A 25,822-nucleotide genomic window follows, 5' to 3' on the forward strand; every position below is an offset into this window, starting at 1 on the left:
CAGCCCGGTTATGATCGACGACAACGTATACTCTCGGCGGTTCCCTTAAAAAGGCAGATGATGAAATTAATCGGTTCGCTCAGCAGCCCGTACGTCCGCAAGGCGCGGATCGTGCTTGCTGAAAAGAAGATCGACTACAAGCTGGAGCTCGAGAACGTGTGGGCGCCGGAGACGAACATTCATGCATCGAATCCGCTCGGCAAGGTCCCGTGTCTCGTGATGGAAGATGGTGCCGCGGTGTTCGATTCCCGCGTGATCTGCGAATACGTCGATACGCTGTCGCCGGTCGGCAAGCTGATTCCGCCGTCGGGGCGCGAGCGTGTCGAAGTGCGTTGCTGGGAAGCGCTGGGCGACGGCGTGCTCGACGCGGCCGTTGCCATCCGTCTCGAGCACACGCTGCGTGACGAAGCACAGCGCAGCGCGAGCTGGATCGCGCGCCAGCAGCGCAAGATCGACGACGGCCTCGTCGCGATGTCGCAGGGCCTCGGCGGCAAGACGTGGTGCGTCGGTAATCATTACACGCTCGCCGACATCGCACTCGGCTGCGCGCTCGGCTACCTCGACTTCCGGATGCCCGAGCTCAACTGGCGCGACCGCCATCCGAACCTCGACAAGTATTTCGCGAAGCTGTCGCAGCGGCAGACGTTCGCCGACACGCTGCCGCCAGCCTGACCCGCTGCCGGCGGCGGATTGAGCAGACAAAAGAAAAGCGCCCCGCGGGGCGCTTTTCTTTTTGGCGGATCGCCCGGACGACGGGCGATCGCACGTCTCGCGCGTTACTCGATCGACGCGTAAACGGTCTCGCCGAGCACGAACGAATCGCTGCGCGCGATCGGCCACCACTTGTCGTACAGCGTATAGCCGCAGGTCTGGCCGTCGAGCAGCGCGCCGGGCTTCAGGTACTTCAGCAACTGCGACATCAGCCGGACCTCGTGCGGCGCGACGCGCTGCACGATGTGATGCGCGCGCAGCTCGGACGGATGGCCGAGGCCGGCCGCCTGCACGAGCTCCTGCAGCGCATGCAGCGTATTGCGGTGGAAGTTGTACACGCGCTCGGCCTTGTCCGGCACGACAAGGGCGCGCTGGCGCACCGGGTCCTGCGTGGCGACGCCGGTCGGGCAGCGGTCGGTGTGGCAATGCTGCGCCTGAATGCAGCCGACCGCGAACATGAAGCCGCGTGCCGAGTTCACCCAGTCCGCGCCGATCGCGAGCGTGCGCGCGATGTCGAACGCGGTGATGATCTTGCCGCTCGCGCCGATCTTCACGCGGTCGCGCACGCCGATCCCGACGAGCGTGTTGTGCACCAGCAGCAGCCCTTCCTGCAGCGGCACGCCGACATGGTCGGTGAATTCGAGCGGCGCGGCGCCGGTGCCGCCTTCCGCGCCGTCGACGACGATGAAGTCGGGCACGATGCCCGTCTCGATCATCGCCTTCGCGATCCCGAAGAATTCCCACGGATGGCCGATGCACAGCTTGAAGCCGGTCGGCTTGCCGCCCGACAGCGTGCGCAGCCGCTCGACGAATTCGAGCAGCCCGCGCGGCGTCGAGAATTCCGAGTGCGTCGCGGGCGAGATGCAGTCCTTGCCCATCGGCACGCCGCGCGTCTCGGCGATCTCGGGCGTGATCTTCGCGGCCGGCAGCACGCCGCCGTGGCCGGGCTTCGCGCCTTGCGACAGCTTGATCTCGATCATCTTGACCTGTGGATCGGCGGCCTGCTTCGCGAACTTGTCCGGGTTGAACGTGCCGTCTTCGCTGCGGCAGCCGAAGTAGCCGGACGCGATTTCCCAGATGATGTCGCCGCCGTTCTCGCGGTGGTACTTCGACAGCGAGCCTTCACCGGTGTCGTGCGCGAAACCGCCTTTCTTCGCGCCGAGGTTCAGCGAGCGGATCGCGTTCGCGGACAGCGAGCCGAAGCTCATCGCCGAGATGTTGAAGATCGAGATGTCGTAGGGCTGCGCGCGGTTTGCGCCGACCCGGATGCGGAAGTCGTGGTTCGGCAGCTTCGTCGGCGCGAGCGAGTGGCTGATCCATTCGTGCGCGACGGCCTTCACGTTCAGTTCGGTGCCGTACGGGCGGTTGTCGGCGACGTTCTTCGCGCGCTGGTAGACGAGGCTGCGCTGCGCGCGCGAGAACGGCTTCTCGTCGGTGTCGTCCTCGACGAAATACTGGCGGATCTCGGGGCGGATGAATTCGAACAGGAAGCGGAAATGACCCCAGAGCGGGTAATTCCGCAGGATCGCGTGACGGTCCTGTTTCAGGTCGTACAGGCCGAGTGCGACGAGCGCGACGGGGATGATGATCCACAGCCAGGAAAGCACGTGGATCGACGCGAGTGGGGCCGCGGCAACGAGCAGCAGGACGGCGCACCACATCGCGAGGTAGCGTCTGGAAAGCATGGGGACTCCTAGGGTCTATTCATGTATGGAACGCGCGTGCGATTTCGGGCATTCCCGTGGAATGATTTTTTAAATTTGGGGTTGCCACGAGAACGGCCGCTCGCCGCGTTGCGCTCCTTGCGAATACGTTGAGTATTCGCAGCGTCGCGCGCCTCGCGAGCGGCCGTTCTCGTGGCAACGCATGCGCGTTCCATACATGAATAGACCCTGCATCTTGAAATGCCGCCATGCGTACGCTGCGCGGCGGCGCACCGGCCGCGGCGGAATCGTGTTCCGCCGGGCGCGGCGTGCCGCAAGTCTAAACCGAATGGATGTCAGCGTGCTTCGGCCAGCGCGCCGGCGTGGCCTGCCGCCGGTGCCGGCGCCGTCTGGCCGGGCTGGCCGGTGGCCGCGAACTCGATGATGCCGCCGCCCAGGCAGATCTCGCCGTCGTACAGCACGGCCGACTGGCCGGGCGTCACCGCCCATTGCGCGTCGTCGAATGCGAGCGAGAAGCGCTCGCCGTCGGCCCGCCCGAACGAGCATGCGGCGTCGGCCTGCCGGTAGCGCGTCTTCGCGCCGCACGAGAAGCCTTCGGCCGGCGGCTCGCCCGCGACCCAGCTCACGTTGCCCGCGACGAGCTGGCGCGACAGCAGCCACGGATGGTCGTGGCCCTGCACGACGTACAGCGTGTTCGACGCGATGTCCTTCGCGGCGACGAACCACGGTTCGCCGCTGCCGTCCTTGCTGCCGCCGAGGCCGATGCCCTTGCGCTGGCCGAACGTGTAGAACGCGAGCCCGATGTGCTCGCCGATCACCTTGCCGTCCGGCGTCTTCATCGGGCCCGGTTTCGTCGGAAGATAGCGGTTCAGGAAGTCGCGGAACGGCCGTTCGCCGATGAAGCAGATGCCCGTCGAGTCCTTCTTCTTCGCGTTCGGCAGGCCGATCTGCGCGGCGATCTCGCGCACCTTCGTCTTCGGGATCTCGCCGAGCGGGAACATCGTCTTCGACAGTTGCGCCTGGTTCAGCCGGTGCAGGAAGTACGACTGGTCTTTCGTATGATCGAACGCCTTCAGCAGTTCGAAGCGACCGTCGCGCTCGCGCACGCGCGCGTAGTGGCCGGTCGCGATCATTTCCGCGTCGAGCGACATCGCGTGATCGAGGAACGCCTTGAACTTGATCTCGGCGTTGCACAGCACGTCCGGGTTCGGCGTGCGGCCGGCCGAGTATTCGCGCAGGAATTCGGCGAACACGCGGTCCTTGTACTCGGCCGCGAAGTTCACCGCTTCCACGTCGATGCCGATCAGGTCGGCGACCGACACGACGTCGATCCAGTCCTGGCGCGTCGAGCAGTATTCGCCGTCGTCGTCGTCTTCCCAGTTCTTCATGAACAGGCCGACCACGTCGTACCCTTGTTCCTTCAGCAGCCACGCGGTCACCGACGAATCGACGCCGCCCGACATGCCCACTACTACACGGCGCTTGGTCATTTGCTTACCGCCTGGCGGTCGAATGCGTCCGGACGCGGCGCGACCGAATGCGTATGCACGAAATCGAGCGGAATGCGCCGCCCGGCGAGATAGTCATCGACGCAGCGCATCACCGCGGGCGAGCGGTGGCGCTCGCTGCACGCGCGCAGTTCATCGGCGCTCATCCACAGCGTGCGGACGATGCCGTCGTCGAGTACGTGGCCCGGCAGCGGCTCGCCGGCCGTGCCGCAGAACGTGAAGCGCAGGTAGGTCGCGCCGGCGGTGCCGGGGCGGTCGTAGTGCGCGAGATAGACGCCGACGAGCGCGTCGGGGACGAACGGATGCGCGGTTTCCTCGAGCGTCTCGCGGATCACGGCGTCGGCGAGCGTCTCGCCGGCTTCGAGATGGCCGGCCGGCTGGTTGATGCGCAGGCCCGTGGAGGTTTCTTCCTCGATCACGAGAAAGCGACCGGCGCGCTCGACGAGCGCTGCAACGGTCACATGCGGGGTCCAGATTTCGGGTTTCATGGTTCGGCATTTTACCGGTTGCGCCCGGACGCTGCCGGCCCCTTCGTTAGACGAATCCGACCCTGGTCATCCGCACCGCGGCGCCGCGCGCCCGATTTGCCGTGGCGCGTATCGGTGGCGCGGCGCGGCCGCGATCGGCGAACGGCCCGGGCGGCAGAGCGGACCGGAGATGGTGAATCGCGCCCCCATTTTTCACGGCGCGACGATCGTCGCGACGCAGGCGGCGATCGTGTCCCGCACGCGCACGATCGCCGGGTCGCGCTGCGTGCTCGTGCGCCAGCCGATCTCCACAGGGTAGCGCGGCAGCTCGACGGGGCACGCGAGGGCGCGCAGCGACGTCGACTGCGCGATCGCGTGTGCCGCATGCGCGGGAATCGTCGCCACCGCGGCGGAACCGGCGAGCAGGTACGGCAGCGCCGCGAAGTGCGTGGTCGAGGCCACGACGCGCCGCTTGTGGCCGAGCGCGGCCAGCGCCTCGTCGACGATCCCGATCACGCCGCCCGACGACACGAGCAGGTGATCGCGCTGCAGGAACTCGGCGAGCGCGAGCGTGCGCGGCGCTCGCGCGCGGCCGGCCGGATCGATCAGGCACGCGTAGCCGCCTGTGGCGACCGCGCGCCGGCTGAGGCCGTTGGCCGAGAACCCGCCCGACGCGATCGCGAGATCGACGCCGTGCCGCAGCAGCGCGTCGCCCGCGATGCCGCTGTGCGTCTGCCGGAAGATCAGCCGGATGCCCGCGGCTTCCCGCGCGACCGCGTCGATCAGCGCGCGGCCGAGCGCGATCTCGAAGTCGTCCGACAAGCCGATCGAGATCGTGCGGCCGACCCGCTCGCCGCCGTCGGCCGCGATCGCGAGGCTTTCGCGGCAGCGATCGAGCGCATCGGACAGGATCGGCTTGAGTTCGTCCGCGCGCGGCGTCGGCGCGAGCCCGCGACCGGTGCGCACGAACAGCGGATCGGCGTAGATCACGCGCAGCCGCGCAAGCGCCGCGCTGACCGCCGACTGCGTGAGGTCGAGCCGCAGTGCCGCGCGGCTCGCGCCACCTTCCTCGTACAGCGCCTCGAACACCTTCAACAGGTTCAGGTCGAGCCCGGCGATATCATCTGCATTCATGTCAGTTATCGTTGTATCGATTTGATCGATGAAATGATATCGATAAAGATGGCGTCACCCCACTCACCCGGAGACGCCTTCATGTCCACCTCAGTCATCGCCGCGCTGCAGATCGGCGCATCGCCCGCCGGCACGCGCGCCACGCTCGACACGATCCTCGGCTACGAAACCGCGATCCGCGACAGCGGCGCGTCGCTCGTCGTGCTGCCCGAGGCCGTGCTCGGCGGCTATCCGAAAGGCGAGAGCTTCGGCACGCGGCTCGGCTACCGGTTGCCCGAGGGCCGGGACGCGTATGCGCGCTACGCCGCGCAGGCGATCGACGTGCCCGGGCCCGAAACCGACGAACTGGCCGCACTGTCGCAGCGCACGGGGGCGAGCCTCGTGGTCGGCGTGATCGAGCGCGGCGGCAGCACGCTGTACTGCACGGCGCTGTTCTTCGACCCGCGCGACGGGCTCGTCGCGAAGCACCGCAAGCTGATGCCGACCGGCACCGAGCGGCTGATCTGGGGGCAGGGCGACGGCTCGACGCTCCCGGTGGTCGACACGGCCGCGGGCCGCGCGGGGGCCGCGATCTGCTGGGAGAACCACATGCCGCTGCTGCGCTGCGCGATGTATGCGAAAGGCGTGCAGATCTGGTGTGCGCCGACCGTCGACGAGCGCGACCTGTGGCAAAGCTCGATGCGGCACATCGCGCACGAGGGGCGCTGCTTCGTCGTGAGCGCCTGCCAGGTGCAGCCGTCGCCGCGCGCGCTCGGCATCGACGTGCCGGGCTGGGATCCCGAGCGGCCGCTGATCCGCGGCGGCAGCGTGATCGTCGGGCCGCTCGGCGACCTGCTGACGGAGCCGCTGATCGGCGAGGCCGGCCTCGTGACCGCGCGCATCGATACCGACGAGCTCGTACGTGCGCGTTACGACTTCGACGTGGTCGGGCACTATGCGCGCGCCGACGTGTTTTCGCTGCACGTCGACGAGCGGTCGAAGCGGCCGGTGGTGTTCGAGGGCTGACAGGCGTTGCCGGGGCGCCGACGCCCTGGCGCTCGAAGGGCGGCGGGGCTGGCGGGGCGGCATCCGGCCTGCTGCTGCCGCCGCGCGCGTCAGCGCATCGGCGCTTCCGCGATCCGCATGTAGTCGGCGATCCGCCTGCCTTCCATGTCCGGAAACTGCTCGTGCACGGTGATGTCGCCCATCCGCGCGATGTCGAAGGTGCGGAAGTCGCCGCGCAGTTCGCACCACGCGCCGATCGTCCAGCGTCCGCCCCAGTAGACAAGCCCGAGCGGCCACACGCGGCGCTGCGTGTGCGCGCCGAGCCGGTCGCGGTAGTCGAAGCTGACGATGTGGTGCGTGTCGACCGCCTGGTGGATCGCGTCGACCTTCGCGCAGAACGTCTCGTCGATGTGGAACGACGGCGCGAACACCGGCAGGCGGTCGAGCGCCGTGCGCTTGTCGGCCGGCATCGCCGATGCGATCTTCGCGAGCGCCGAGCGTGCGCCACCCGCGAAGCGGGCGCCGCCCCAGGTCTCGAGCATCCGCGCGCCGACCGCGAGCGCCGCGAGTTCCTCGGCCGTGAACGTGAGCGGCGGCAGGCTCGCGTTGCGGTTCAGCCGGTAGCCGATGCCGGCTTCGCCTTCGATCGGTACCCCTGACAGTTGCAGGTCGCGCACGTCGCGATAGACCGTGCGTGGCGACACCGACAGCCAGTCGGCGAGCTGCTGCGCGGTCGTGAGACGCCGCCCGCGCAGCAGCTCGGCGATCTGGAACAGGCGGTCAGCACGGCGCGTCATGGCTGCACCTCGACTCCAACGGCAACGGGAACTTCGCGATGATAGCGCCGCGCCGACAGGATCGTGGACGCGCTCAGTGGCATTTCGGGGCGTGCAGGCCGACGCGGTTGCCTTCGGTATCGATCAGGTAGCCGATGTAGCCGTAGTTGTTCGGCAGCTCGATGACCGAGCCCTGCACGACGCCGCCCGCGCGTTTCGCGCGTTCGAGCGCCGCGACGACCGACTCGCCGGCGTTCAGATACACGAGCACGCCGTTCGCGCTCGGCTTCATCTGCTGCGGATCGAACACGATGCTGCCGCCCGTGCTCGACGCTTCGTGATCGAACATGGCCATCGGCACGCCGCCGATGACTTCGCGCTGCAGCGTCGTTTGCAGCACGGTTTCGTAGAAACGGATCGCCCGGTCGAAATCGAGGGACGGGATGTCGAACCACGCGATCGCACGTTCGAGGGTTGCGGTTGCAGTTGCAGTTGCAGTTGCGGACGTCATGACGAGTTCCTTGTCTTGTTCGGGTTGTTGATGGAAACCAGCCTTGCATTGCGCCGGGATTGCAGTGTGAGCGGGGGCTGCTGACAGCGTGCTGTCAGTAGTCATGGCGGGGCTGACGAAAGGTCGCTTCGCCGGCGTCCCGGCCGGGCGGCACCGTATGGGACGGGCGGATCGAAGCGCGGTGGGCGCGGCGGCCGCGGCACCGCATGCCTCGGCGCCGCGCAACGAAAAACGCCCGGCGGATGCCGGGCGTCGTCAGGGTGTCAGCAGGCGGCCGCAGCGGCCGCTTTGCGTGTCAGGCGTCGCCTTCCGGCGCGGCCGGGCGTGCCTTCACGCTGCCGGCGATCAGGTCGAAGCGGAACAGCCGGCATTCGAGCGCGCCGTTGAACAGCGGCGTCTTCGCCGATTCGCGCAGCCGCAGCATGCCCGGCAGCGACCGGTCCGACGTCAGCAGGAACGCCTGCCAGCCCGTGAAGCGCTGCTTGAGCGCATCGCCGAGCGCGTTGAAGAACTCGCTGTCCGGCGCGTCGGTGTGGGTGCGGCGGAATGCGTCGTCGTTGTCGCGGTTGCGGCCCGTCTCGCGTACCTCGCCGCGCGCACTGCGGCCGCGCACCTCGATCCGCTCGCCGTACGGCGGGTTCGCGAGGATGATGCCCGGGCCGTCGCACGGCGGCGTCATGCCGCGCGCGTCGACCTGCTTGAGCCACACCGACGGTACGCCCGCGCGCTCGAGGTTCGCGCGCGCCTTCTCGAGCATGTCGCCGGAGATGTCGCTGCCGTACACGCCGAGCGCATCGCGCTTGCCGCGCGCCGCGCGCTTTGCGTCGAGCGCCGGGACCTTCAGGCCCTGCCATGCGGTGATGTCGTACTGCTTGAGCTTTTCGAAGCCGAAGCGGCGCTCGACGCCCGGCGCGACGCCGAGCGCGATCTGCGCGGCTTCCGCCAGGAACGTGCCGCTGCCGCACATCGGGTCGTACAGCGCGGTGCCGGGCGTCCAGCCCGTCAGGCGCAGGATGCCGGCCGCGAGGTTCTCGCGCAGCGGCGCCGCGCCCTTGTCGAGGCGCCAGCCGCGCTTGAACAGTGGTTCGCCCGACGTATCGAGGTACAGCGTGCACTCGGTGGCCGTCAGGAACGCGAACACGCGCACGTCCGGCGCGCCGGTGTCGATGCTCGGCCGCGCGCCGGTCTTCTCGCGCATCCGGTCGCAGATCGCGTCCTTCACGCGCAGCGTCGCGAATTCGAGGCTCTTCAGCGGCGACTTGATCGCGGTGATGTCGACGCGCAGCGTCTGCGTCGCTGCGAACCAGCGTTCCCACGGCTGCTCGAGCGCGAGTGCGTAGACGTCCTGTTCGTTGCGGTACGGGCGGTGCGCGATCTTCAGCAGGATCCGGCTCGCAATTCGCGAATGGAGGTTCGCGGCCATGCCGGCGGCCCAGCCGCCGCGGAAATGAACGCCGCCCGGCACCTGCGCGCCCGCGGTGAACGGCGCGCCGTCCAGATGGCGGCCGGCGATTTCGGCCAGCTCGGCGGCAAGCACCGCTTCGAGGCCGCGCGGGCAGGGAGCGAAGAATTCGTACAGGGTGGGCGAGGACATAAGGCGGGTGAGGGCGTGCAAAAGTCCACCATTGTACGCGGCGCGGGCGGCCGCGGCCGGTGTTGCGTCCGATTCGGGGCACCGGCGCGCGTGCGCCGGCCGCGCCCGCGGGCCGGGCAGTCCGCGCGGCGGCGCCCTGGCGGGGCGCCGCGCTACCGTCGCGCGGTCAGTGCGAGTCCGGCTGGCCGGCCCGCGCGGCCGGGGCGCCGGCCGGCCAGAACAGCGCGGACGGTTTCGACAGCACCGTGCGGGCGATCGCGCCGACCAGCGCGCGCACCTTGGCGCGGCGCAGGCTGCGCGAGCGCACGGCCATCGTGAACGCGAGCGCGAAGCTCACGAGCACGTTGAGGATCGCCATGCTCAGCACGCCGGCGCAGGCCCACCACAGCTCCGGCGTACTCAGCGCGTCCTTGCCGAGCACGCCGAGCGCGATCCCGATCGAGCCGGCCGACAGCGTCACGTGCCGCACCTCGAACGGGAACAGGAACACGGTGACGATCGCCGGGACCAGGCCGAGCATCAGGCCGAGGCCGACGTTCGCGACCACGCCCGCGACGTTCGAGCGGCAGAAATGCGCGAGCTTCGCGGCGCCCGATGCGCCGAGCGTGAGTCGCAGCCGGCGGTTGTACGTGAGCGCGTCGCCGACCCGGTGCAGCACGAACCAGTTGTCGGCCCAGCCCGCGAGCAGGCTCGACGACCACAGCAGCACGCCCGTGAGCGCGGCATAGAACGGCGTCGGGCCCAGCAGCGAGAACGAATGCAGCGTGGCGTGCGCTTTTTCCGGCGAGATCAGGTTCCCGTGCAGCAGGTGGCTCGCGAACAGCTGCACGAGCAGGCACACGGGCAGCACGACGAGCACGTTGCCGGAGATCGCCGCCGCCTGCGTGCGGATCAGCGCGATCACCGACGCGACGAACGCCTTCACGCCTTCGTCGTGACCGGTTTCGTCGAGCTCGCGCGCGAGCGTCGGCGCGGTCATCGCGGGCTGCTTGGTCGCGAGCGTGAAGTGCAGGAAGTGCATCAGCATGAAGCTCGCCGCGTAGTTGATGCCCGCGAGCAGCCCTTCGAGCATCGACTGCAGGTGCGCGCCGGTGATCGCGAACTTCACGCATACGGTCGCGACGGTGACGAGGCCGCCGCCCGCGGCCATCCGCAGCATCTTCAGGTATTCGGCGCGGCCGCGCGAGATGTAGTGCTCGCCGGTGTCCGCGTTGGTCTCGACCAGCTTGCGCGCGAACAGCGAGAAGTTGCTGCGCACGAGGTGCGACACGCTCTGGCTGTTCTGGTTCGCGTCGACGAGCTCGGCCGTCAGGCGCGCCATGCCGCGCAGGTCGTCGCGCGCCATCCAGGCGTTGAGCAGCGTTTCGGCGCGCAGGATGCGCATGCGCATCCGTTCGACCTGGAACACGATGTCGACCGACACGCCGTTGCGGTACAGGTGCGTGAACACGTCGTCGACCGCGGTCCGGCATTCGTCGAGCAGCACGCGCAGGTAGTTCACCTCGTGCAGCAGCTTGCTCGGATCGCCGCCGTCCTCGACGGCCGCGTGCGCCGTCTCGACCGCGAGCATCGCGCGCGTGAGGCGGTAGAACGGCTGGGTTTCGAGCGGCTTGCGCGCGTCGTCGTCGGACAGGCGGCTGCGCACCGTCTGCGACAGGCCGGTCGAGCTGATCTGGCAGGTCAGGTTGTGCAGCGCGGCCAGCAGGTCGCGCGAGAACGAGCCGGGCTCGTGGCGTTCTTGGTCGGTGACGTCGTACGCGTTCAGGTCGGCGAGGCGGGCGAGCAGGTCGTCGGGCAGCGCGTCGATCCATTGCGCGTCTTCCGGCGCCGGGAACATCAGCGTGAACAGCGCGGTCAGTTCGCGACGGTTCGGCGCGGGCGGGATCAGCGACGAGTCGATCCGCTCGAACAGCGCGCCGAAGAAGCCGGAATGCACCGGCATCCCCGCGTCGCACAGCAGCGAGATGCCGTCGCATTCGCGCAGGATCCCGCGCAGGATGCGCGCCGCGTGCGATTTCCACACGGGATTGCGGTCGAGCACGTGGAACAGGTAGCGCAGCCGCGCGTGTGCCGGATACGTGCGCGTGCCGGCGTCGTGCTCGGCCGTTGCGTCCGGCGCGGGCTGCACCGTGCCGCTGCGGCGCAGCCAGTGCGCGAGCTCGATCAGCCATTCGCTGCGCTCGGCGTACGACGCGTCCGCGTCGGCGTGCGCGAGCAGCGCGTCGAGCTGGTGGCCCGTACTGCGCGACGCGCGCCACTTCTTGATCAGGGTCGTCAGGGAACGAAACATAAACGGAATAGCGAAAGCCCTGGACGGGCGGGTTCGGGGTGCCGGCCGGGAATACGGCACGGCGCCGGGGGAACGGTAAGGCTGGTCAGGTGGCCGGAAAATACGCGGCGACCCGCGATGCGGCTGTCCCGATGCGGTGCACGCGGATCGCGTGCGGGCGCCCGGGAGACGCGGCGATCGGACCGGACACGGGCGGATCGCCGCCGGCTGGCGCGCACGACAGGCGGCGCGAGCCGGAAAGTGCGTAGGATCGTCAATCGGGCGCGAAAACGCAAGCGGACCGTGTTGCGTGGCGCCGGTTCCGGCGGATTTTGACAAACAGTGCAAAGCGGCCGTCCGGCCGATGGATGGCGCGCGGTGTCGGCTGCCTCGGCGATGGCGGCGATGGCTGCGGGTCCGCGTGCGCGGCGGCGCGCACGCGGATCGCCGCCGATGATCGCTATCGGGCGGCGCGTGCCGAATGCGGTTGCGCGTGCGAATACACCGGACGCCGGCCCGCGCGCCGCACGCTTACGCGCCGGACTTGCCGCTCGCGCCCGCGTCGCCGCCTGGCGTCGGATTGGCCGGGCAGGGCAGCACGGGCGCGGTGGCCGTTGCCTTGCCGGACGTGGTCCGCGTCGCTGTCGCATTGCGCTGCGCGGCCATCGCGCGCACGCCGGACGCAGCCTGCGACGCAATCACGTCGAGCGCGCGCCGGTGGCCGGCGACGAGCGCGTCGTAGCCATCCCCGACCGGTTCCGCGACGCTCGTGCGGCACGTCATCACCGCTTGCGTGCCGAGCGCGCGCACGCTCCACACCGCGTCGATCGCCGCCCGCTTGCCGGGCCAGGAATCGAAGCGCTGCAGGTTCACGCTGATCCGATAGACGGGCACGCCGACCGGGTACGCGGAATTCGCGACGTCGATCGTGTCGAGCTGCGCGGCGAGATCGTCGGACAGCGCGCGGCGGATCTCGTCGGCGGGCGGCGCGGCCCAGCGCTCCTGTTCGAGCACGTCGACCTGCGCGGCGTTCTTCTGCACGACCAACTGGTTCTTCGCGACCTGTTCGGGCACGCCGACGGACGGCACCTCGATCAGGAATGGCGGGTTGGCCGGCGCGGTGCGCACGGTTGCCGTGGCGCCGGCCGGGCTCAGCGTGTAGAACCGCGCGGGCGGCGAGCTGCACGCGGCGAGCGCGAGCACGGCGAAAGCCGCCGCCGCGCCGCTCGCGAAACCGTTCACGCGTGTCGTCATTGTTGATCTCCTGGCTTGCCCTTGAGCAGCGATTCGGGGTGGCGCTCCAGATAGTCGGCGAGCGCGTTCAGGGATTGCAGCGTGCGCGTGAGCTCCTTCAGCGCGCCGCGCACGTCGGACTGCAGCGGCGAATCCTGCTGCAGCGTCGCCTCGGCGGTCGAGAAGGTCTGCTGCGCGGCCGACAGCGTGTCGCGCGCTTGCGGCGCGATCTGCGTGTCGAGCTGCTTGAACAGCTTGTCGGCGTTCGACAGCGCGCTGTTCAGGTTCGCGCCGATCTGGTCGAACGGCACCTTGTCGAGCTTCTTCGCGATGTCGGCGACCTGCAGCTGCAGCTCGTCGAGCGTGTTCGGCACCGTCGGCAGCTCGAGCGGCTGGCGGGTGGTGTCGATCTTCGCGGGCGGCGCCTTCGGGAAGAAGTCGAGCGCGACGTACAGCTGGCTCGTCAGCAGGTTGCCGGTGCGCAGCTGGCCGCGCAGCCCGTGCTTGACGAGGCGCTCGACGATGTCGCGGCGGGCCGGTTCGCCCTGGCTCTCGATCGTTTCGCGGAACCGCCGGCCGAGCCGCTCCGGATACACGTTCATCGTGACCGGCATCAGGAAGTTCTTGGTCTTCGGATCGTAGTCGATGCCGATGTTCGTCACTTCGCCGAGCACGATGCCGCGGAAGTCGACCGGCGCGCCCACGCCGAGCCCGCGCAGCGACTGGTTGAAGTTCATCACGACCTGCAGCGGCTGGCCGTCCGGATCGCGCATCGCGTCTGCCTCGTCGGAGCCGAGGCGGAAGGTCGTGTTGTTCGGTGCGCTCGCACCGGTGCCCTGGTTCGGCGGCGTCTGGAACGCGATGCCGCCGAGGATCACTGTCGCGAGCGACTGCGTGTTCAGCTTCAGGCCGCTCGAATCGAGCCGCAGGTCGACGCCGCTCGCCTGCCACCAGCGCGAGTTCACGCCGACGTACTGGTCGTACGGTGCATTGACGAACACGTTGAAGGTGACGCCCGTGCCGTCCTTGTCGAGGGAGAAGCCGACCACTTGCCCGACCTGCACGCGGCGGTAGTAGACGGGCGAGCCGATGTCGACGGAGCCGAGCGAATCGCCGCGCAGCACGTACTGCGTGCCCTTCTGGTCGCCGGTCACGGCCGGCGGGGATTCGAGCCCGGTGAAGTCGGTCTGCGTGTCCTGCCCGTGGCCGCCGTCGACGCCGATATACGCGCCCGACAGCAGCGTGCCGAGCCCCGACACGCCGGTCGCGCCGACGCGCGGACGCACGATCCAGAAGCGCGAGCCCTTGACCGCGAAGTCCTCGGCTTCCTTCTTCAATTGCACCTGGACGAGCACGCGCGACAGGTCTTTCGACAGCTTGATCGTCTTGACCATGCCGATCTCGACGTCCTTGTACTTGACCTGCGTCTTGCCCGGCTCGAGGCCTTCCGCGCTGTGGAAGCTGATCGAGATTTCCGGGCCGCGCTCGCGCACGGACTTGATCACGAGGCCGATGCCGATCAGCGCGGCGATCAGCGGCACGAGCCAGACGAGCGACGGCAGCCAGCCGCTTTTCGTCGAGATCGACGGGTCGGGCGGCCGGGACGCGTCGTGCTGCGGGCCTTGCGGACTATTCATGGTGTTTCCCTGAGGTTTCGACTGGATCCCAGATCAGGCGGGGATCGAACTGCATCGACGCGAGCATCGTCAGGATCACGACCGAGCCGAACGCGAGTGCGCCGGGGCCGGCCGTGATGACGGCGAGCGAACGGAAATGGACGAGCGCGACGGTCAGCGTCACGACGAAGATGTCGAGCATCGACCAGCGGCCGATGCGCTCGACGATCCGGTACAGCCGCGTGCGCTGCAGCGGCCGCCACGTGGTGCGGCGCTGCGAACTGATCACGAGGATCAGCAGCACGCCGAGCTTGAGCATCGGCACGAGGATACTGGCGACGAACACGACGAGGGCGAGCGGCCAGTCGCCCGACGTCCAGAAATAGATGACGCCGCTCATGATCGTGTCTTCCTGCGAGCCGACGATCGACGAGGTGCGCATGATCGGCAGCAGGTTCGCCGGGATATAGAGGATCGCGGCCGCGAGCAGCAGCGCCCAGGTGCGCATGATGCTGTTCGGCGTACGGAAATGGAGCGCGCTGCCGCAGCGCGCGCAACGCGCATGCGGATGATCGATCGTCTGCACCAGCCCGCATGCGTGGCAGCTGGCGTAGCCCTCGCGGGCCGCGGTCGGCGTCGTCATCGGCGGGGGTCTTTCGGCAGCGGCGCGGCGCCGTCGGGCCGCCCGGGCGCGCGGCCGGCGCGCAGGTCGTCGGCGATGTCCCACAGCGTGCGCGGATCGAACATCAGCACGACGGCCGTCATCAGCGTGAGCGCGCCGAACGCGAACAGCGCGGCGTCGGGCACGACGCGCGCGAGGCTCACCATCTTCACGATCGTCACGACGATGCCGAGCATGAACACCTCGATCATTCCCCACGGCCGCACGAGCTGGATCGTGCGCAGCACCAGGTTGAGGCCCGGCGGCACGACGCCGCGGCGGATCGGCAGCAGCACGTAAAGCAGCGCGGCCATCTCGACGAGCGGGAACAGCACGGTCGAGCAGAACACCATGACACCCACGACTTCCATGCCCTGGTGCCACAGCGAATCGATCGCGCCGATCAAGGTCGTCTGCACGCGGGTGCCGTTCAGGTCCATCTCGAGGATCGGGAAGGTCTGCGCGATGACGAACGTCACCAGCGCCGCGACCGCGAGCGCGCTGATGCGCTCGATCTGCTTGGTGCTGTTGCGGTAGAGCAGCGCGTCGCAGCGCGGGCAGCGCGCGATTTCGCGACCGCTCAGGCGCGGTTTATGCAACAGTGCGTCGCATTCGTGGCAGGCAATCAGGTCGTATCGTGGCATGGAGGAGGCGGTTGCGTGACGGCAGAGACGTGCGCCGACGGGGCCGGAACCCGCGCCAATCTTACCAAAACGGCCTTTTCGGCGCGTCAACGTTCCGCTTTCTGGTGACCGATCGGTAACATGGCGTAGACATGGCGGCCGGCTGGCGCGCCCGTCCTCAGAGTCCGCGCAGGACAAAAGGTTGCGGTAGCATGGCGCCCGTGGCAAGCGTCGGACGGATTTACCGGCGCGGCCGTTCGCTCAACTGAGGAAACCAAGATGGCATCGAAATCGCTGCCGGCCCGGCCGGTACGTTACACGCAGACCGCGATCGCGCTGCACTGGTTGATCGCGCTGCTGATCATCTGCGGCTTCGCGCTCGGCTGGGTGATGACGGACATCCCCGGTTTCACGCCGACCAAGCTGAAGTATTTCTCGTGGCACAAGTGGATCGGCGTGACGGCGTTCGCGCTGGCCGTCGTGCGCGTGCTGTGGCGTGCGACCCACGCGTCGCCGGCACTGCCGGGCAATACGCCGGCATGGCAGCGGGCGGCGTCGCACGGCGTGCACATCCTGCTGTACGTGCTGATGCTGGTGATCCCGGTGACCGGCTACCTGTACAGCTCGGCGTCGAACATCCCGGTCGTCTACCTCGGCATCGTGCCGTTGCCGCGCCTGATCGATCCCGATCCGGTGTTGAAGGAAACGTTCAAGACGCTTCACGTGTCTTTGAATTACATTTTGCTTGCGCTCGTTTCGCTGCACGTGCTCGCGGCGCTCAAGCACCAGCTGTTGGACCGCGACGGCCTGCTGTCGCGGATGCTTCCCTTTGCCAAATGAAGGATCCCATGAAAGTGTCTTTCTCCCGCTCCATGCTGACCGCGTTCGCCGCGGTGGCAGTTGTCGCGTCGGCCGCGGCGCACGCCGACGTCGATCTCGCGAAGAGCAAGGTGTCCGCCGTGTCCAAGCAGATGAACGTGCCGACCGAAGGCGCATTCAAGAAGTTCTCCGCGCAGGTGAAGTTCGACCCGGCGAAGGCCGCGCAGGGCAGCGCGCAGATGTCGATCGACATCGCGAGCTTCGACCTGGGCGACAAGATGTACAACGACCAGGTCGCGGGCAAGGACTGGTTCGACGCGAAGACGTATCCGCAGGCGACCTTCGCGTCGTCGGCGATCGCGCCGGCGGGCGGCAACAAGTACAACGTGACCGGCAAGCTGACGATCAAGGGCAAGTCCGAGACCGTCACGGTGCCCGTCACGGTCACGCAGAGCGGCGCGACGCAGACCTTCGACGGCGTGCTGCCGATCAAGCGTTCGGCGTTCAACGTCGGCACCGGCGAGTGGAAGGACACGTCGATCGTCGCCGACGAAGTGCAGATCAAGTTCCATCTCGTCGCCACGAAGTAAGCGGCGCGCTGTTGCATTACCCGAATGCCGCGCGAGGGCGCGGCGCTGTTCAAAGGAGAATGAGTTTGAAAAAGCATCTGATCATCGCCGCCGGCGCGCTGGCCGCTTCGCTGTCGTTCTCGGCATTCGCCGACACCGCGACGTACCAGTTCGACCCGAGCCACACGTACCCGAGCTTCGAGGCCGACCACTTCGGCGGCCTGTCGGTCTGGCGCGGCAAGTTCGACAAGTCGAGCGGCACCGTGACGCTCGACCGCGCGGCGAAGACGGGTACGGTCGACGTGACGACCGACATCGCGTCGATCCACACGGGCAGCACGAAGCTCGACGAGCACCTGCAGACGGGCGAATTCTTCGACGCTTCCAAGTTCCCGCAGGCGAACTACAAGGGCACGATCAAGTTCGACGGCGACAAGCCCGTGTCGGTGGTCGGCAACCTGACGCTGCATGGCGTCACGAAGCCGGTCACGCTGAAGATCGACTCGTTCAAGTGCATGCCGCACCCGATGCTCAAGCGTGAAGTGTGCGGTGTCGACGCGGTCGGCGAATTCAGCCGCGACGATTTCGGCCTCGACTACGGCAAGCAATACGGCTTCAAGATGAAGACGAAGCTGCTGATCACGGCCGAAGCCGTCAAGCAGCAGTAACGCGCCCGGCCGCACCGGCCGCCGCGTGCCCACCGCCGCGCCCCCGTTTCCGGGGTCGCGGCGGTTTTTTTTGCGCGCCTATAATCGTCGGCACAGCTCGCGGCGCGAGAACGGACGCGTCCGACAGAACGTACAACGACAAGGAGATCGCCGATGCACGCCGTCACGCAGTCCCGCTCCATTGCCTCGTCGCCGCGCGTGTGGCGCGCGGTGGTCGCCGCGTCGATCGGCAACGCGCTCGAGTGGTTCGACCTCGTCGTCTACGGCTTCTTCGCGGTGACGATCTCGAAGCTGTTCTTTCCGGCCGGCAACGACACCGTGTCGCTGCTGCTCACGCTCGGCACGTTCGGCGTGTCGTTCTTCATGCGTCCGCTCGGCGCGATCGTGCTCGGCGCGTACGCCGATCGCGCGGGCCGCAAGGCCGCACTCACGCTGTCGATCCTGCTGATGATGGCCGGCACGCTCGTCATCGCGGTGCTGCCGACCTACCGGACGATCGGCGTCGCGGCGCCGCTGATCCTCGTCGCCGCACGGCTGATGCAGGGTTTCTCGGCGGGCGGCGAATTCGGCAGCGCGACCGCGTTCCTGGCCGAGCACGTGCCGGGCCGGCGCGGCTTCTTCGCGAGCTGGCAGGTCGCGAGCCAGGGCCTCACGACCCTGCTTGCCGCCGGTTTCGGCACCGTGCTGAACGCGCAGCTCACGGCCGACCAGATGGCCGCGTGGGGCTGGCGCATTCCGTTCTTCTTCGGGCTGCTGCTCGGGCCCGTCGCGTACTACATTCGCTCGAAGGTCGACGAGACGCCCGAATTCCTCGCGGCCGAAAGCACCGCGAGCCCGTTGCGCGACACGTTCGCGTCGCACAAGGCGCGGCTCGTCGCCGCGATGGGCGTGGTGGTGCTCGGCACCGTCGCGACCTATCTCGTGCTGTTCATGCCGACCTACGGCGTGAAGCAGCTCGGCCTCGCGCCGTCGGCGGCGTTCGCGGCGATCCTCGTCGTCGGCGTGATCCAGATGGCGTTCGCGCCGCTCGTCGGCCACTGGTCGGATCGCTACGGCCGCGTGCGCGTGATGATCGCGCCGGCGCTCGGCATTCTCGTGCTGATCTATCCGGCGTTCGCATACCTGGTCGCGCATCCGGGCTTCGGCACGCTGATCGCGCTGCAGGTGCTGCTCGCGTTCCTGATGACCGGCTATTTTGCGGCGCTGCCGGGCCTGCTGTCCGAAGTGTTTCCGGTGCAGACGCGCACGACCGGGATGTCGCTCGCGTATAACGTCGCGGTGACGATCTTCGGCGGCTTCGGGCCGTTCATCATCGCGTGGCTGATCCGCGCGACCGGGATGAAGACCGCGCCGAGCTTCTACCTGATGTTCGCGGCCGTGCTGAGCCTCGTGGCGCTGTTCGTGCTGCGGCGGCGGTTCGGGTTCCGGTGAAGTCGCGGTGCCGCGGGCGGAGCGTGGACCGCCGCGTGGGGGCGCGGCGATTCTCGTGGTGGCAAGCATGCCGTCATGTAGCTGCTCGCTCGCGGTTCGGGATATATCAGCGATTGCCTCCGGCTCTGGCTCTATATGAGCCTCGCCAAATTCAGTCACGTCTTATGGCGATTTCGTCCCTCGCTTTGTAGAGTCTCGCGGGTATTTCCCAAAATACCCCGGCGATTGGGCTGGAAAGGACTGATATGGTGCGCCTCGCACAACCGAACACAGGTTTCGAGAAATGGCAGGACGGCATCAATAGAGCCGTTGGCGATACCAAATGGAATGCCTGGGATTGTGAAATCCGAATGGCAGTGGATGAGTACAACCGTCATCTCTCGGGCACGTCCGGGTACCGGCCATTGGATTGGCTGCTTATCAAGGCGATGATATGGGTGGAGACCGGGGCAGAAAGCAAGAAGTGGAGATCGAATCCGATCCAGACAGGAAACCCGGGAGATCCCGGATTGAGGTCTTTGCTAGCGGGGAACGAGGGAGGGGATTTGATTATTCCTGTCGCATGGAAGGAGCGATTGACCATAGGTGCTGCAACGACCATTCCCGCATATAACATCCGTGCCGGAATCGGCTACCTGTTGATGCGTATGGCGAATTATGCGATCAAGAGCGTTCCGGATTCCGATGACACGGTCTATGAAGTGAACGTGCAGGCCGGGGACAGCATCGCCAAAATTGCCAGAACCAAAGGCAGCACTGTGGAACCATTCAAAAACTCAACCCGACGGGACATATATTTAGGCCAGGCCAGGTATTGAAGTATCGGAAGGCATCGTTGAGGAAGGTCATCGTTGGCTGGAAGTTGATCAGGACATCGAACATTGCAGCGTGCTATAACGTTGGTGATCCAATGTATGCCAGGAAGCTCGACCATGCTCTGGCATTGATCCGGAAAGGAGAACGGGCGATATGCGCGTACTGATGGCCTGGGTGTTGTCCATGTCTGTCGGAAGCATGTCGAGTGTGGCGCTCGCTTCTGATCAGGCTTTCACAGGCACATTCCAGGGAACAGGCCGGGCCTGTTCCGGCGCACTCCATGTACGTGCCAAGACAATCGAATGGGATTCGGCCTACAGTGTCTGCAAGGCGACGCACTACGAAATCCTGGAAAAAAAGCTTGACCGAGAACGAATTGTCTTTTTTTTGGAAAAACGCGGCAATCGATGTCGTTATTCCGTTGTCGAAGTTGAGCACACAAGTGGCTACAGCTGGAATGTGACCGGCTACCAATCTTTGGAGGGATTTCAGAAAAGGGATTTGCCGGAATGGGATAATTCGCCATTACCAGAAAGGCAAGTATTGTCGTGCTTGATGACCAAGACGGATTGAGTTGGAGTCGTACTGACAGTTAGTCTTCGGGTTTGCACACCGGCTTCGCGGGCATCAACCATGGTTTCGCCTCAACCGTCGCAATCGCGCGCTCGGCGAGCGCATTGAGCGCCTGCCGGAGCTGCCAGTCGGCAGCCGTGCCGAATTCGCGCTGCGGCAGCGCCGCGCTCTTCGACATATCGACCTTCGTGCGCACGCGCTGCTCGCGCAGTGTCTGCCGCGCCTTGCGCACCTGCGCGAACGGATCGGGCGCCAGCCGGTCCGCATAGGGCGCGCGGGGGAGATCGACTTCGCGATACCACAGCAGCACGCCGTCGACGTCCGAGTCGCGGCGCGGCGCCACGAGCCAGTCCGGCACCACGCCGTAGCCGTCCATCGGGCAGCCGTTCGGCCGCAGGTTGCGCGCGAACGTGAAGTTGAGCCGCGTGCCGTCGATCAGGTCGACGCCGGTCTGCGCGAGCCCTTTCCCGTAGGTCGGCATCCCGAGCAGCCGCGCGCGGCCGAGATCCTTGAGTGCTGCCGCGGTCGCTTCGGCGGCCGACGCGCTCTGTCCGTCGACGAGCACGACGAGCGGCACGGTGCGCCACCAGTCGTCGGCCTGCAGCGGCGCGAGCGGATCCTGGCCGTGCATGACCGGCAGTTCGTAGTCGGGCCAGTTGGTCGTGAAGCGGCGGCGCTTCGTGCCGTCGCGCTCGAGCGTGACCATCGCGGTGCGGTCGCGCCCGGCGAACAGCGCGACGATCCCGATCGCCGCATTGAGCGCGCCGCCGCCGTTGATGCGCAGGTCGAGGATCACGCCTTGCACGGGCGACCCCGCGCGGCGCGCGGCCTGCACCGCGTCGATGTAGTTGCCGACCGCGGGCTCCGGGAAGCTCGACAGGCGCGTGTACAGGATGTCGCCGGCGAGCCGTTTCGCGGTCGCCGGATGCGGCCGGACGATCGCGCGCACGGGCGCGAAGGTCAGCGTTGCATGATTCGGACCGCGCCGGACCGTGAGTTTCAGCGGCACGCCCGTGTCGCCTTTCGCGAGTTTCACGACCTCGCTGCTGTCGAGGCCGACGACGCTCGTGTCGTTCATCGCGACGACGAGATCGTCGGGCCGCACGCCGGCCTGCTCGGCGGGTGCGTCGGGAATCACGTCGATGATGTGCAGCCCGTCGGGCCGCGTCTCGAACACGATGCCGATGCCCGGCGTGCCGTCCCGCGCGCGGCGCTCGTCGTCGAGCTGCTGCTGGCGCTCCTTCGCGTTGAAGAAGCGCGCGTACGGCAGCGTCTTGATCCCGTCGTGCACGGTGGCGTCGAGCAGCGCGCCGATGTCGACGTCGGTCAGGTGCTGTTTCTTCAGCACGTCGACGGCGGCCTTCAGTTCGCACAGTTGCGGTTCCCAGTCGGGCGGGCAGGGTGACGGTTGCGACGCGGCGGCAGGCGCGGTGGCGGACGCGGTCGGCGCGGACGCGGACACGGATTGCGCGCGGGCGGCCGATGCGCATGCAACCAACGCGGCCGCGGCGGCTGCACCGGTACTCCAGGCGACGAGGCGACGAACGACACGCGTGGCAGGCATCATGAGGACCGCGGCTTCGACGGGGGCGGGGCGGGATGGTGACGCGATTGTAGCCGACGCCCCGTGCCGTCGCGTCGGCGCAAGAGGGCGGCGGCGCGCATGAAAAAAGGCCGGTCCACGAGGGACCGGCCTTCTGGTTTCAGCCGAAACGGCGCGGGCTCAAACTTGCGCGCCTGCGTTCGGATCGTCCGGATCGTGTGCGCCCTTCTTTTCCTTGATCAGGTCTTCGCGCTTGATGCCGAGCCACATCGCGAGCGAGCCCGCGACGAACACCGACGAGTAGATGCCGAACATGATGCCGACCGTCAGCGCGAGCGCGAAGTAGTGCAGCGTCGGGCCGCCGAAGAAGAACATCGACAGCACCATCATTTCCGTCGACGTGTGCGTGATGATCGTGCGCGACATCGTCGTCGTGATCGCGTGGTTGATCACTTCCGACACGCTCATCCTGCGTTCGCGGCGGAACGTTTCGCGGATCCGGTCGAAGATGACGACCGACTCGTTGACCGAGTAGCCGAGCACCGCGAGGATCGCCGCGAGCACCGCCAGCGAGAACTCCCACTGGAAGAACGCGAAGAAGCCGAGAATGATCACGACGTCGTGCAGGTTCGCGATGATGCCGGCGACCGCGTACTTCCATTCGAAGCGGATCGACAGGTAGATCACGATGCCGATCACGACGCACGCGAGTGCGAGGAGACCGTCGGTCGCGAGCTCGCGGCCGACCTGCGGGCCGACGAACTCGACGCGCTGCAGCGACACGTCGGGGCTCTGCGCCTTCAGTGCGGTCATCACCTGATCGCTCTGCTGCGCGGACGTGAGGCCTTCCTTCAGCTGCAGGCGGATCAGCACGTTGCGCGACGTGCCGAAGTTCTGCACCTGCGCATCGGCGTAGCCGAGCTTGCCGAGCGTGGCGCGCACGGGTTCGAGCTGCGCGGCCTGCTGGTACTGGACCTCGATCACCGTACCGCCGGTGAATTCGACGGACAGGTGCAGCCCGCGGTGGAACAGGAAGAACACGGCGGCGAGGAACGTGACCAGCGAGATCACGTTGAACACCAGCGCGTGCCGCATGAACGGAATGTCTTTACGGATGCGGAAAAATTCCATGGCTTCGTCTCCGGGGCCTTATTGGGTCGAGCCCGGTTTCTTCGGCGACACGCCTTGCTGCGCGCGGTTGCGCAGCTGCGGCTTGCCGGCGCGCGGGGCGTTGCCCTTCGCGGGGGCGGCGAGCTTCGCGGCGCGCGCGGTGTCGGTCGATTCGTCGGCCGCGGTGAACGATGCGCCGGCCGTGGCGCCTTCCGGCCTCCACACCTGGCCGATCGCGAGCGACTTCAGTTTCTTGCGGCCGCCGTACCAGAGGTTGACGAGCCCGCGCGAGAAGAACACCGCGGAGAACATCGACGTCAGGATGCCGAGGCAGTGCACGATCGCGAACGCGCGAACCGGGCCCGAGCCGAACGCGAGCAGCGCGAGGCCGGCGATCAGCGTCGTGACGTTCGAGTCGAGAATCGTCGCCCACGCATGCGCGTAGCCGGACTGGATCGCGAGCTGCGGCGGCTGGCCGGCGCGCAGTTCTTCACGCACGCGCTCGTTGATCAGCACGTTCGAATCGATCGCCATGCCGAGCGCGAGCGCGATTGCCGCGATACCGGGCAGCGTCAGCGTCGCCTGCATCAGCGACAGCACCGCGACGAGCAGCAGCAGGTTCACCGACAGGCCGATCACCGAGATCACGCCGAACAGCATGTAGTACGCGACCATGAACACGGCGATCGCGCAGAAGCCCCAGATCACCGAGTGGACGCCCATCTTGATGTTGTCCGCGCCGAGGCTCGGGCCGATCGTGCGTTCCTCGATGATGTCCATCGGTGCGGCGAGCGAACCGGCGCGCAGCAGCAGCGCGAGGTCGGCCGCTGCCTGCGGCGTCGGCTGGCCCGTGATCTGGAAGCGGTCGCCGAGTTCGGACTGGATCGTCGCGACCGTCAGCACCTCGCCCTTGCCCTTCTCGAACAGCACCATCGCCATCGGCTTGCCGATGTTGTCGCGCGACACCGCGCGCACCGAGCGGCCGCCCGCGGAGTCGAGGCGGATGTTGACCGACGGACGCTGGTGTTCGTCGAAGCCGGCCGACGCATCGATGATGCGGTCGCCGGTGAAGATCACTTCCTTCTTCAGCAGCACGGGCGCCTGGTTGCCCTGCGTGAACAGCTCCTCGCCCGGCGGCACGGGGTCGTTCGGGTTCGGATGCGTGTTGATCGGATCGGCGAGGCGTGCCTCGAGCGTCGCGGTGCGGCCGATGATGTCCTTCGCCTTCGCGGTGTCCTGCACGCCCGGCAGTTCGACGACGATACGGTCGCTGCCCTGCTGCTGCAGGATCGGCTCGGACACGCCGAGTTCGTTCACGCGGTTGTGGAGCGTCGTCAGGTTCTGCTTGAGCGCGGCGTCCTCGACGGACTTCTGCACGGCCGGCGTGAACGTGCCGACGACCTGCGTGCCGCCGCCGCCGGGCTGGGTCGCCCATTGCAGTTCGGTGACCGACGCGGCGAGCACCTTGCGGGCGTCTTCGGCCGTTTGCGCATCGCTGAAGTTGACTACGACGGACTGGTCGACGCGGCTCACGCCGCCGTCGCGGATGTTCCTGTCGCGCAGCAGCGCGCGCGCGTCGGATGCGTCGGAGTCGAGCTTCTTCGTCAGCGCGCCCGTCATGTCGACCTGGAGCAGGAAGTGGACACCGCCGCGCAGGTCGAGGCCGAGATACATCGGCAGTGCGTGCAATGCGGTCAGCCAGCGCGGCGACGCGCTCTGCAGGTTCAGTGCGACGACGTACTGCGGATCGTTCGGGTCGGCGTTCAGCGATTTCTGCAGCAGGTCCTTGACGCGCAGCTGCGTATCGGTGTCCTTCAGGCGCACGCGGATGTTCGCGTTGGACGCCGTGTTCTCGAAGGTGATGTCGTCCGGCTTGATCTGCGCGGACGCGAGCGCGGATTCGACCTGGGTCAGCGTGGTCGAGTCGAGCTTGACCGTGGCCTTGCCGCTCGACACCTGCACCGCCGGCGCTTCGCCGAAGAAGTTGGGCAATGTGTACAGAAAGCCGATGGCGAGCGCCACGACCATCACGACATATTTCCAGAGTGGATAACGATTCATGAGGGGGCCGAACGGGTGGTTGGCGTGAAAGCGTCGCGTCCGGCGCCGCGGCGGCCCGCTCTCTCAGGCGGGCACGGCGCGGGGAGCCGGACGCTCGGTAAAAGCCTTACAGCGACTTGATCGTGCCCTTCGGCAGAATGGTCGTGACGGCGGCCTTCTGCACGGTGATTTCGGTGCCTTCGGCGATTTCAACGCCGATGTAGCCTTCGGTGACCTTCGTCACCTTGCCGACGAGGCCGCCGCTCGTGACGACTTCGTCGCCCTTCGCCATGGCCGCGAGCATGTTGCGGTGTTCCTTCTGACGCTTCATCTGCGGACGGATCATGATGAAGTACAGCACCGCGAACATCAGGATGAGCGGCAGGAAGCTCATCAGGCTCGATTCGGCGCCACCGGCGCCTTGCGCGAAGGCATTGGAAATGAACGGCACGTTGGTCTCTCCGTAGGGGAAGATCGAAAAATAAGCCGGTTATTCTACCAC

At 67.4% G+C, this 25,822-nt stretch carries 24 protein-coding genes; 8 read left to right on the forward strand and 16 right to left on the reverse strand.

Annotated features, from left to right (window positions below; translation table 11 throughout):
• The first annotated feature begins 57 nt into the window (after positions 1 to 57).
• Entirely contained in the window at positions 58 to 672 is a 615-nt protein-coding gene (locus LMA02_RS03000; RefSeq protein WP_228906881.1) for a glutathione S-transferase family protein, read from the forward strand.
• A 104-nt stretch (positions 673 to 776) separates the two neighbouring features.
• On the opposite strand, the gene LMA02_RS03005 is transcribed toward LMA02_RS03000, so the two are convergent.
• The 4 genes from LMA02_RS03005 to LMA02_RS03020 form a co-directional block, all read right to left on the reverse strand.
• Positions 777 to 2,396: an FMN-binding glutamate synthase family protein gene (locus tag LMA02_RS03005; RefSeq protein WP_228906882.1), complete on the reverse strand. Its 1,620-nt coding sequence runs from the start codon at positions 2,394 to 2,396 to the stop codon at positions 777 to 779.
• 314 nt (positions 2,397 to 2,710) lie between these two features.
• A complete protein-coding gene (mnmA, locus tag LMA02_RS03010; protein ID WP_175726779.1) occupies positions 2,711 to 3,865 on the reverse strand; it encodes a tRNA 2-thiouridine(34) synthase MnmA in 1,155 nt (384 codons plus the stop codon).
• Entirely contained in the window at positions 3,862 to 4,371 is a 510-nt protein-coding gene (locus LMA02_RS03015; RefSeq protein WP_175668759.1) for an NUDIX hydrolase, read from the reverse strand. Before LMA02_RS03015 ends, mnmA begins: the two co-directional genes overlap by 4 nt.
• Before the next feature lie 192 nt (positions 4,372 to 4,563).
• Entirely contained in the window at positions 4,564 to 5,484 is a 921-nt protein-coding gene (locus LMA02_RS03020) for a LysR family transcriptional regulator (RefSeq protein WP_228906883.1), read from the reverse strand.
• An 81-nt stretch (positions 5,485 to 5,565) separates the two neighbouring features.
• Here LMA02_RS03020 and LMA02_RS03025 point away from each other — a divergent pair, with 81 nt between their 5' ends.
• A complete protein-coding gene (locus LMA02_RS03025; protein WP_228906884.1) occupies positions 5,566 to 6,489 on the forward strand; it encodes a carbon-nitrogen hydrolase family protein in 924 nt (307 codons plus the stop codon).
• A gap of 89 nt (positions 6,490 to 6,578) precedes the next feature.
• Here the strand turns inward: LMA02_RS03025 and LMA02_RS03030 are convergent, their stop codons facing one another.
• The 8 genes from LMA02_RS03030 to LMA02_RS03065 form a co-directional block, all read right to left on the reverse strand.
• Complete coding sequence (locus LMA02_RS03030; RefSeq protein ID WP_166724773.1) at positions 6,579 to 7,265, reverse strand: helix-turn-helix transcriptional regulator; 687 nt, start codon at positions 7,263 to 7,265, stop codon at positions 6,579 to 6,581.
• Between the two features lie 73 nt (positions 7,266 to 7,338).
• A complete protein-coding gene (locus tag LMA02_RS03035; RefSeq protein WP_228906885.1) occupies positions 7,339 to 7,755 on the reverse strand; it encodes a VOC family protein in 417 nt (138 codons plus the stop codon).
• A gap of 295 nt (positions 7,756 to 8,050) precedes the next feature.
• Positions 8,051 to 9,349 (reverse strand): THUMP domain-containing class I SAM-dependent RNA methyltransferase, encoded by a 1,299-nt coding sequence (locus tag LMA02_RS03040; RefSeq protein WP_166724775.1) that lies wholly within the window; start codon positions 9,347 to 9,349, stop codon positions 8,051 to 8,053.
• 166 nt (positions 9,350 to 9,515) lie between these two features.
• Positions 9,516 to 11,639 carry a site-specific recombinase gene (locus LMA02_RS03045; protein ID WP_228906886.1) on the reverse strand — a complete coding sequence of 708 codons (2,124 nt, stop codon included), beginning with the start codon at positions 11,637 to 11,639 and terminating at the stop codon, positions 9,516 to 9,518.
• A 510-nt stretch (positions 11,640 to 12,149) separates the two neighbouring features.
• Positions 12,150 to 12,872, reverse strand: a complete 723-nt coding sequence (locus LMA02_RS03050) for a PqiC family protein (protein WP_228906887.1) — start codon at positions 12,870 to 12,872, stop codon at positions 12,150 to 12,152.
• Positions 12,869 to 14,488 (reverse strand): intermembrane transport protein PqiB, encoded by a 1,620-nt coding sequence (locus LMA02_RS03055; protein ID WP_228906888.1) that lies wholly within the window; start codon positions 14,486 to 14,488, stop codon positions 12,869 to 12,871. The genes LMA02_RS03050 and LMA02_RS03055 overlap by 4 nt, the downstream gene beginning before the upstream one ends.
• Complete coding sequence (locus tag LMA02_RS03060; RefSeq protein ID WP_228906889.1) at positions 14,481 to 15,110, reverse strand: paraquat-inducible protein A; 630 nt, start codon at positions 15,108 to 15,110, stop codon at positions 14,481 to 14,483. The genes LMA02_RS03055 and LMA02_RS03060 overlap by 8 nt, the downstream gene beginning before the upstream one ends.
• A complete protein-coding gene (locus tag LMA02_RS03065; protein WP_228906890.1) occupies positions 15,107 to 15,772 on the reverse strand; it encodes a paraquat-inducible protein A in 666 nt (221 codons plus the stop codon). Before LMA02_RS03065 ends, LMA02_RS03060 begins: the two co-directional genes overlap by 4 nt.
• 258 nt (positions 15,773 to 16,030) lie before the next feature.
• Between LMA02_RS03065 and LMA02_RS03070 the strand changes: the two genes are divergently transcribed.
• The 6 genes from LMA02_RS03070 (at position 16,031) to LMA02_RS03095 (ending at position 20,627) form a co-directional block, all read left to right on the forward strand.
• Positions 16,031 to 16,591 (forward strand): cytochrome b, encoded by a 561-nt coding sequence (locus LMA02_RS03070; RefSeq protein ID WP_228906891.1) that lies wholly within the window; start codon positions 16,031 to 16,033, stop codon positions 16,589 to 16,591.
• Positions 16,592 to 16,599: 8 nt separating this feature from the next.
• The gene (locus tag LMA02_RS03075) at positions 16,600 to 17,160 is read left to right on the forward strand and encodes a YceI family protein (protein WP_228906892.1); all 561 of its coding nucleotides are present in this window, start codon (positions 16,600 to 16,602) and stop codon (positions 17,158 to 17,160) included.
• A gap of 65 nt (positions 17,161 to 17,225) precedes the next feature.
• A complete protein-coding gene (locus LMA02_RS03080; protein ID WP_006755693.1) occupies positions 17,226 to 17,807 on the forward strand; it encodes a YceI family protein in 582 nt (193 codons plus the stop codon).
• A gap of 153 nt (positions 17,808 to 17,960) precedes the next feature.
• Positions 17,961 to 19,238, forward strand: coding sequence for an MFS transporter (locus LMA02_RS03085; protein ID WP_228906893.1), 1,278 nt, complete (start codon positions 17,961 to 17,963; stop codon positions 19,236 to 19,238).
• Positions 19,239 to 19,483: 245 nt separating this feature from the next.
• Positions 19,484 to 20,056: a peptidoglycan-binding protein gene (locus tag LMA02_RS03090; protein ID WP_324251228.1), complete on the forward strand. Its 573-nt coding sequence runs from the start codon at positions 19,484 to 19,486 to the stop codon at positions 20,054 to 20,056.
• Positions 20,057 to 20,207: 151 nt separating this feature from the next.
• The gene (locus tag LMA02_RS03095; protein ID WP_228906894.1) at positions 20,208 to 20,627 is read left to right on the forward strand and encodes a hypothetical protein; all 420 of its coding nucleotides are present in this window, start codon (positions 20,208 to 20,210) and stop codon (positions 20,625 to 20,627) included.
• A 19-nt stretch (positions 20,628 to 20,646) separates the two neighbouring features.
• On the opposite strand, the gene LMA02_RS03100 is transcribed toward LMA02_RS03095, so the two are convergent.
• The 4 genes from LMA02_RS03100 to yajC form a co-directional block, all read right to left on the reverse strand.
• The gene (locus tag LMA02_RS03100; protein ID WP_228906895.1) at positions 20,647 to 22,194 is read right to left on the reverse strand and encodes a S41 family peptidase; all 1,548 of its coding nucleotides are present in this window, start codon (positions 22,192 to 22,194) and stop codon (positions 20,647 to 20,649) included.
• 156 nt (positions 22,195 to 22,350) lie between these two features.
• Positions 22,351 to 23,301 carry a protein translocase subunit SecF gene (gene secF, locus LMA02_RS03105; RefSeq protein ID WP_011656006.1) on the reverse strand — a complete coding sequence of 317 codons (951 nt, stop codon included), beginning with the start codon at positions 23,299 to 23,301 and terminating at the stop codon, positions 22,351 to 22,353.
• An 18-nt stretch (positions 23,302 to 23,319) separates the two neighbouring features.
• Positions 23,320 to 25,341 carry a protein translocase subunit SecD gene (gene secD / locus LMA02_RS03110; RefSeq protein WP_228906896.1) on the reverse strand — a complete coding sequence of 674 codons (2,022 nt, stop codon included), beginning with the start codon at positions 25,339 to 25,341 and terminating at the stop codon, positions 23,320 to 23,322.
• A 106-nt stretch (positions 25,342 to 25,447) separates the two neighbouring features.
• Positions 25,448 to 25,771, reverse strand: coding sequence for a preprotein translocase subunit YajC (yajC, locus tag LMA02_RS03115; RefSeq protein ID WP_006476868.1), 324 nt, complete (start codon positions 25,769 to 25,771; stop codon positions 25,448 to 25,450).
• Between the last annotated feature and the right edge of the window lie 51 nt (positions 25,772 to 25,822).

The sequence above is a fragment of the Burkholderia sp. B21-005 genome, from assembly GCF_020843965.1.
GTDB lineage: Bacteria > Pseudomonadota > Gammaproteobacteria > Burkholderiales > Burkholderiaceae > Burkholderia > Burkholderia ambifaria.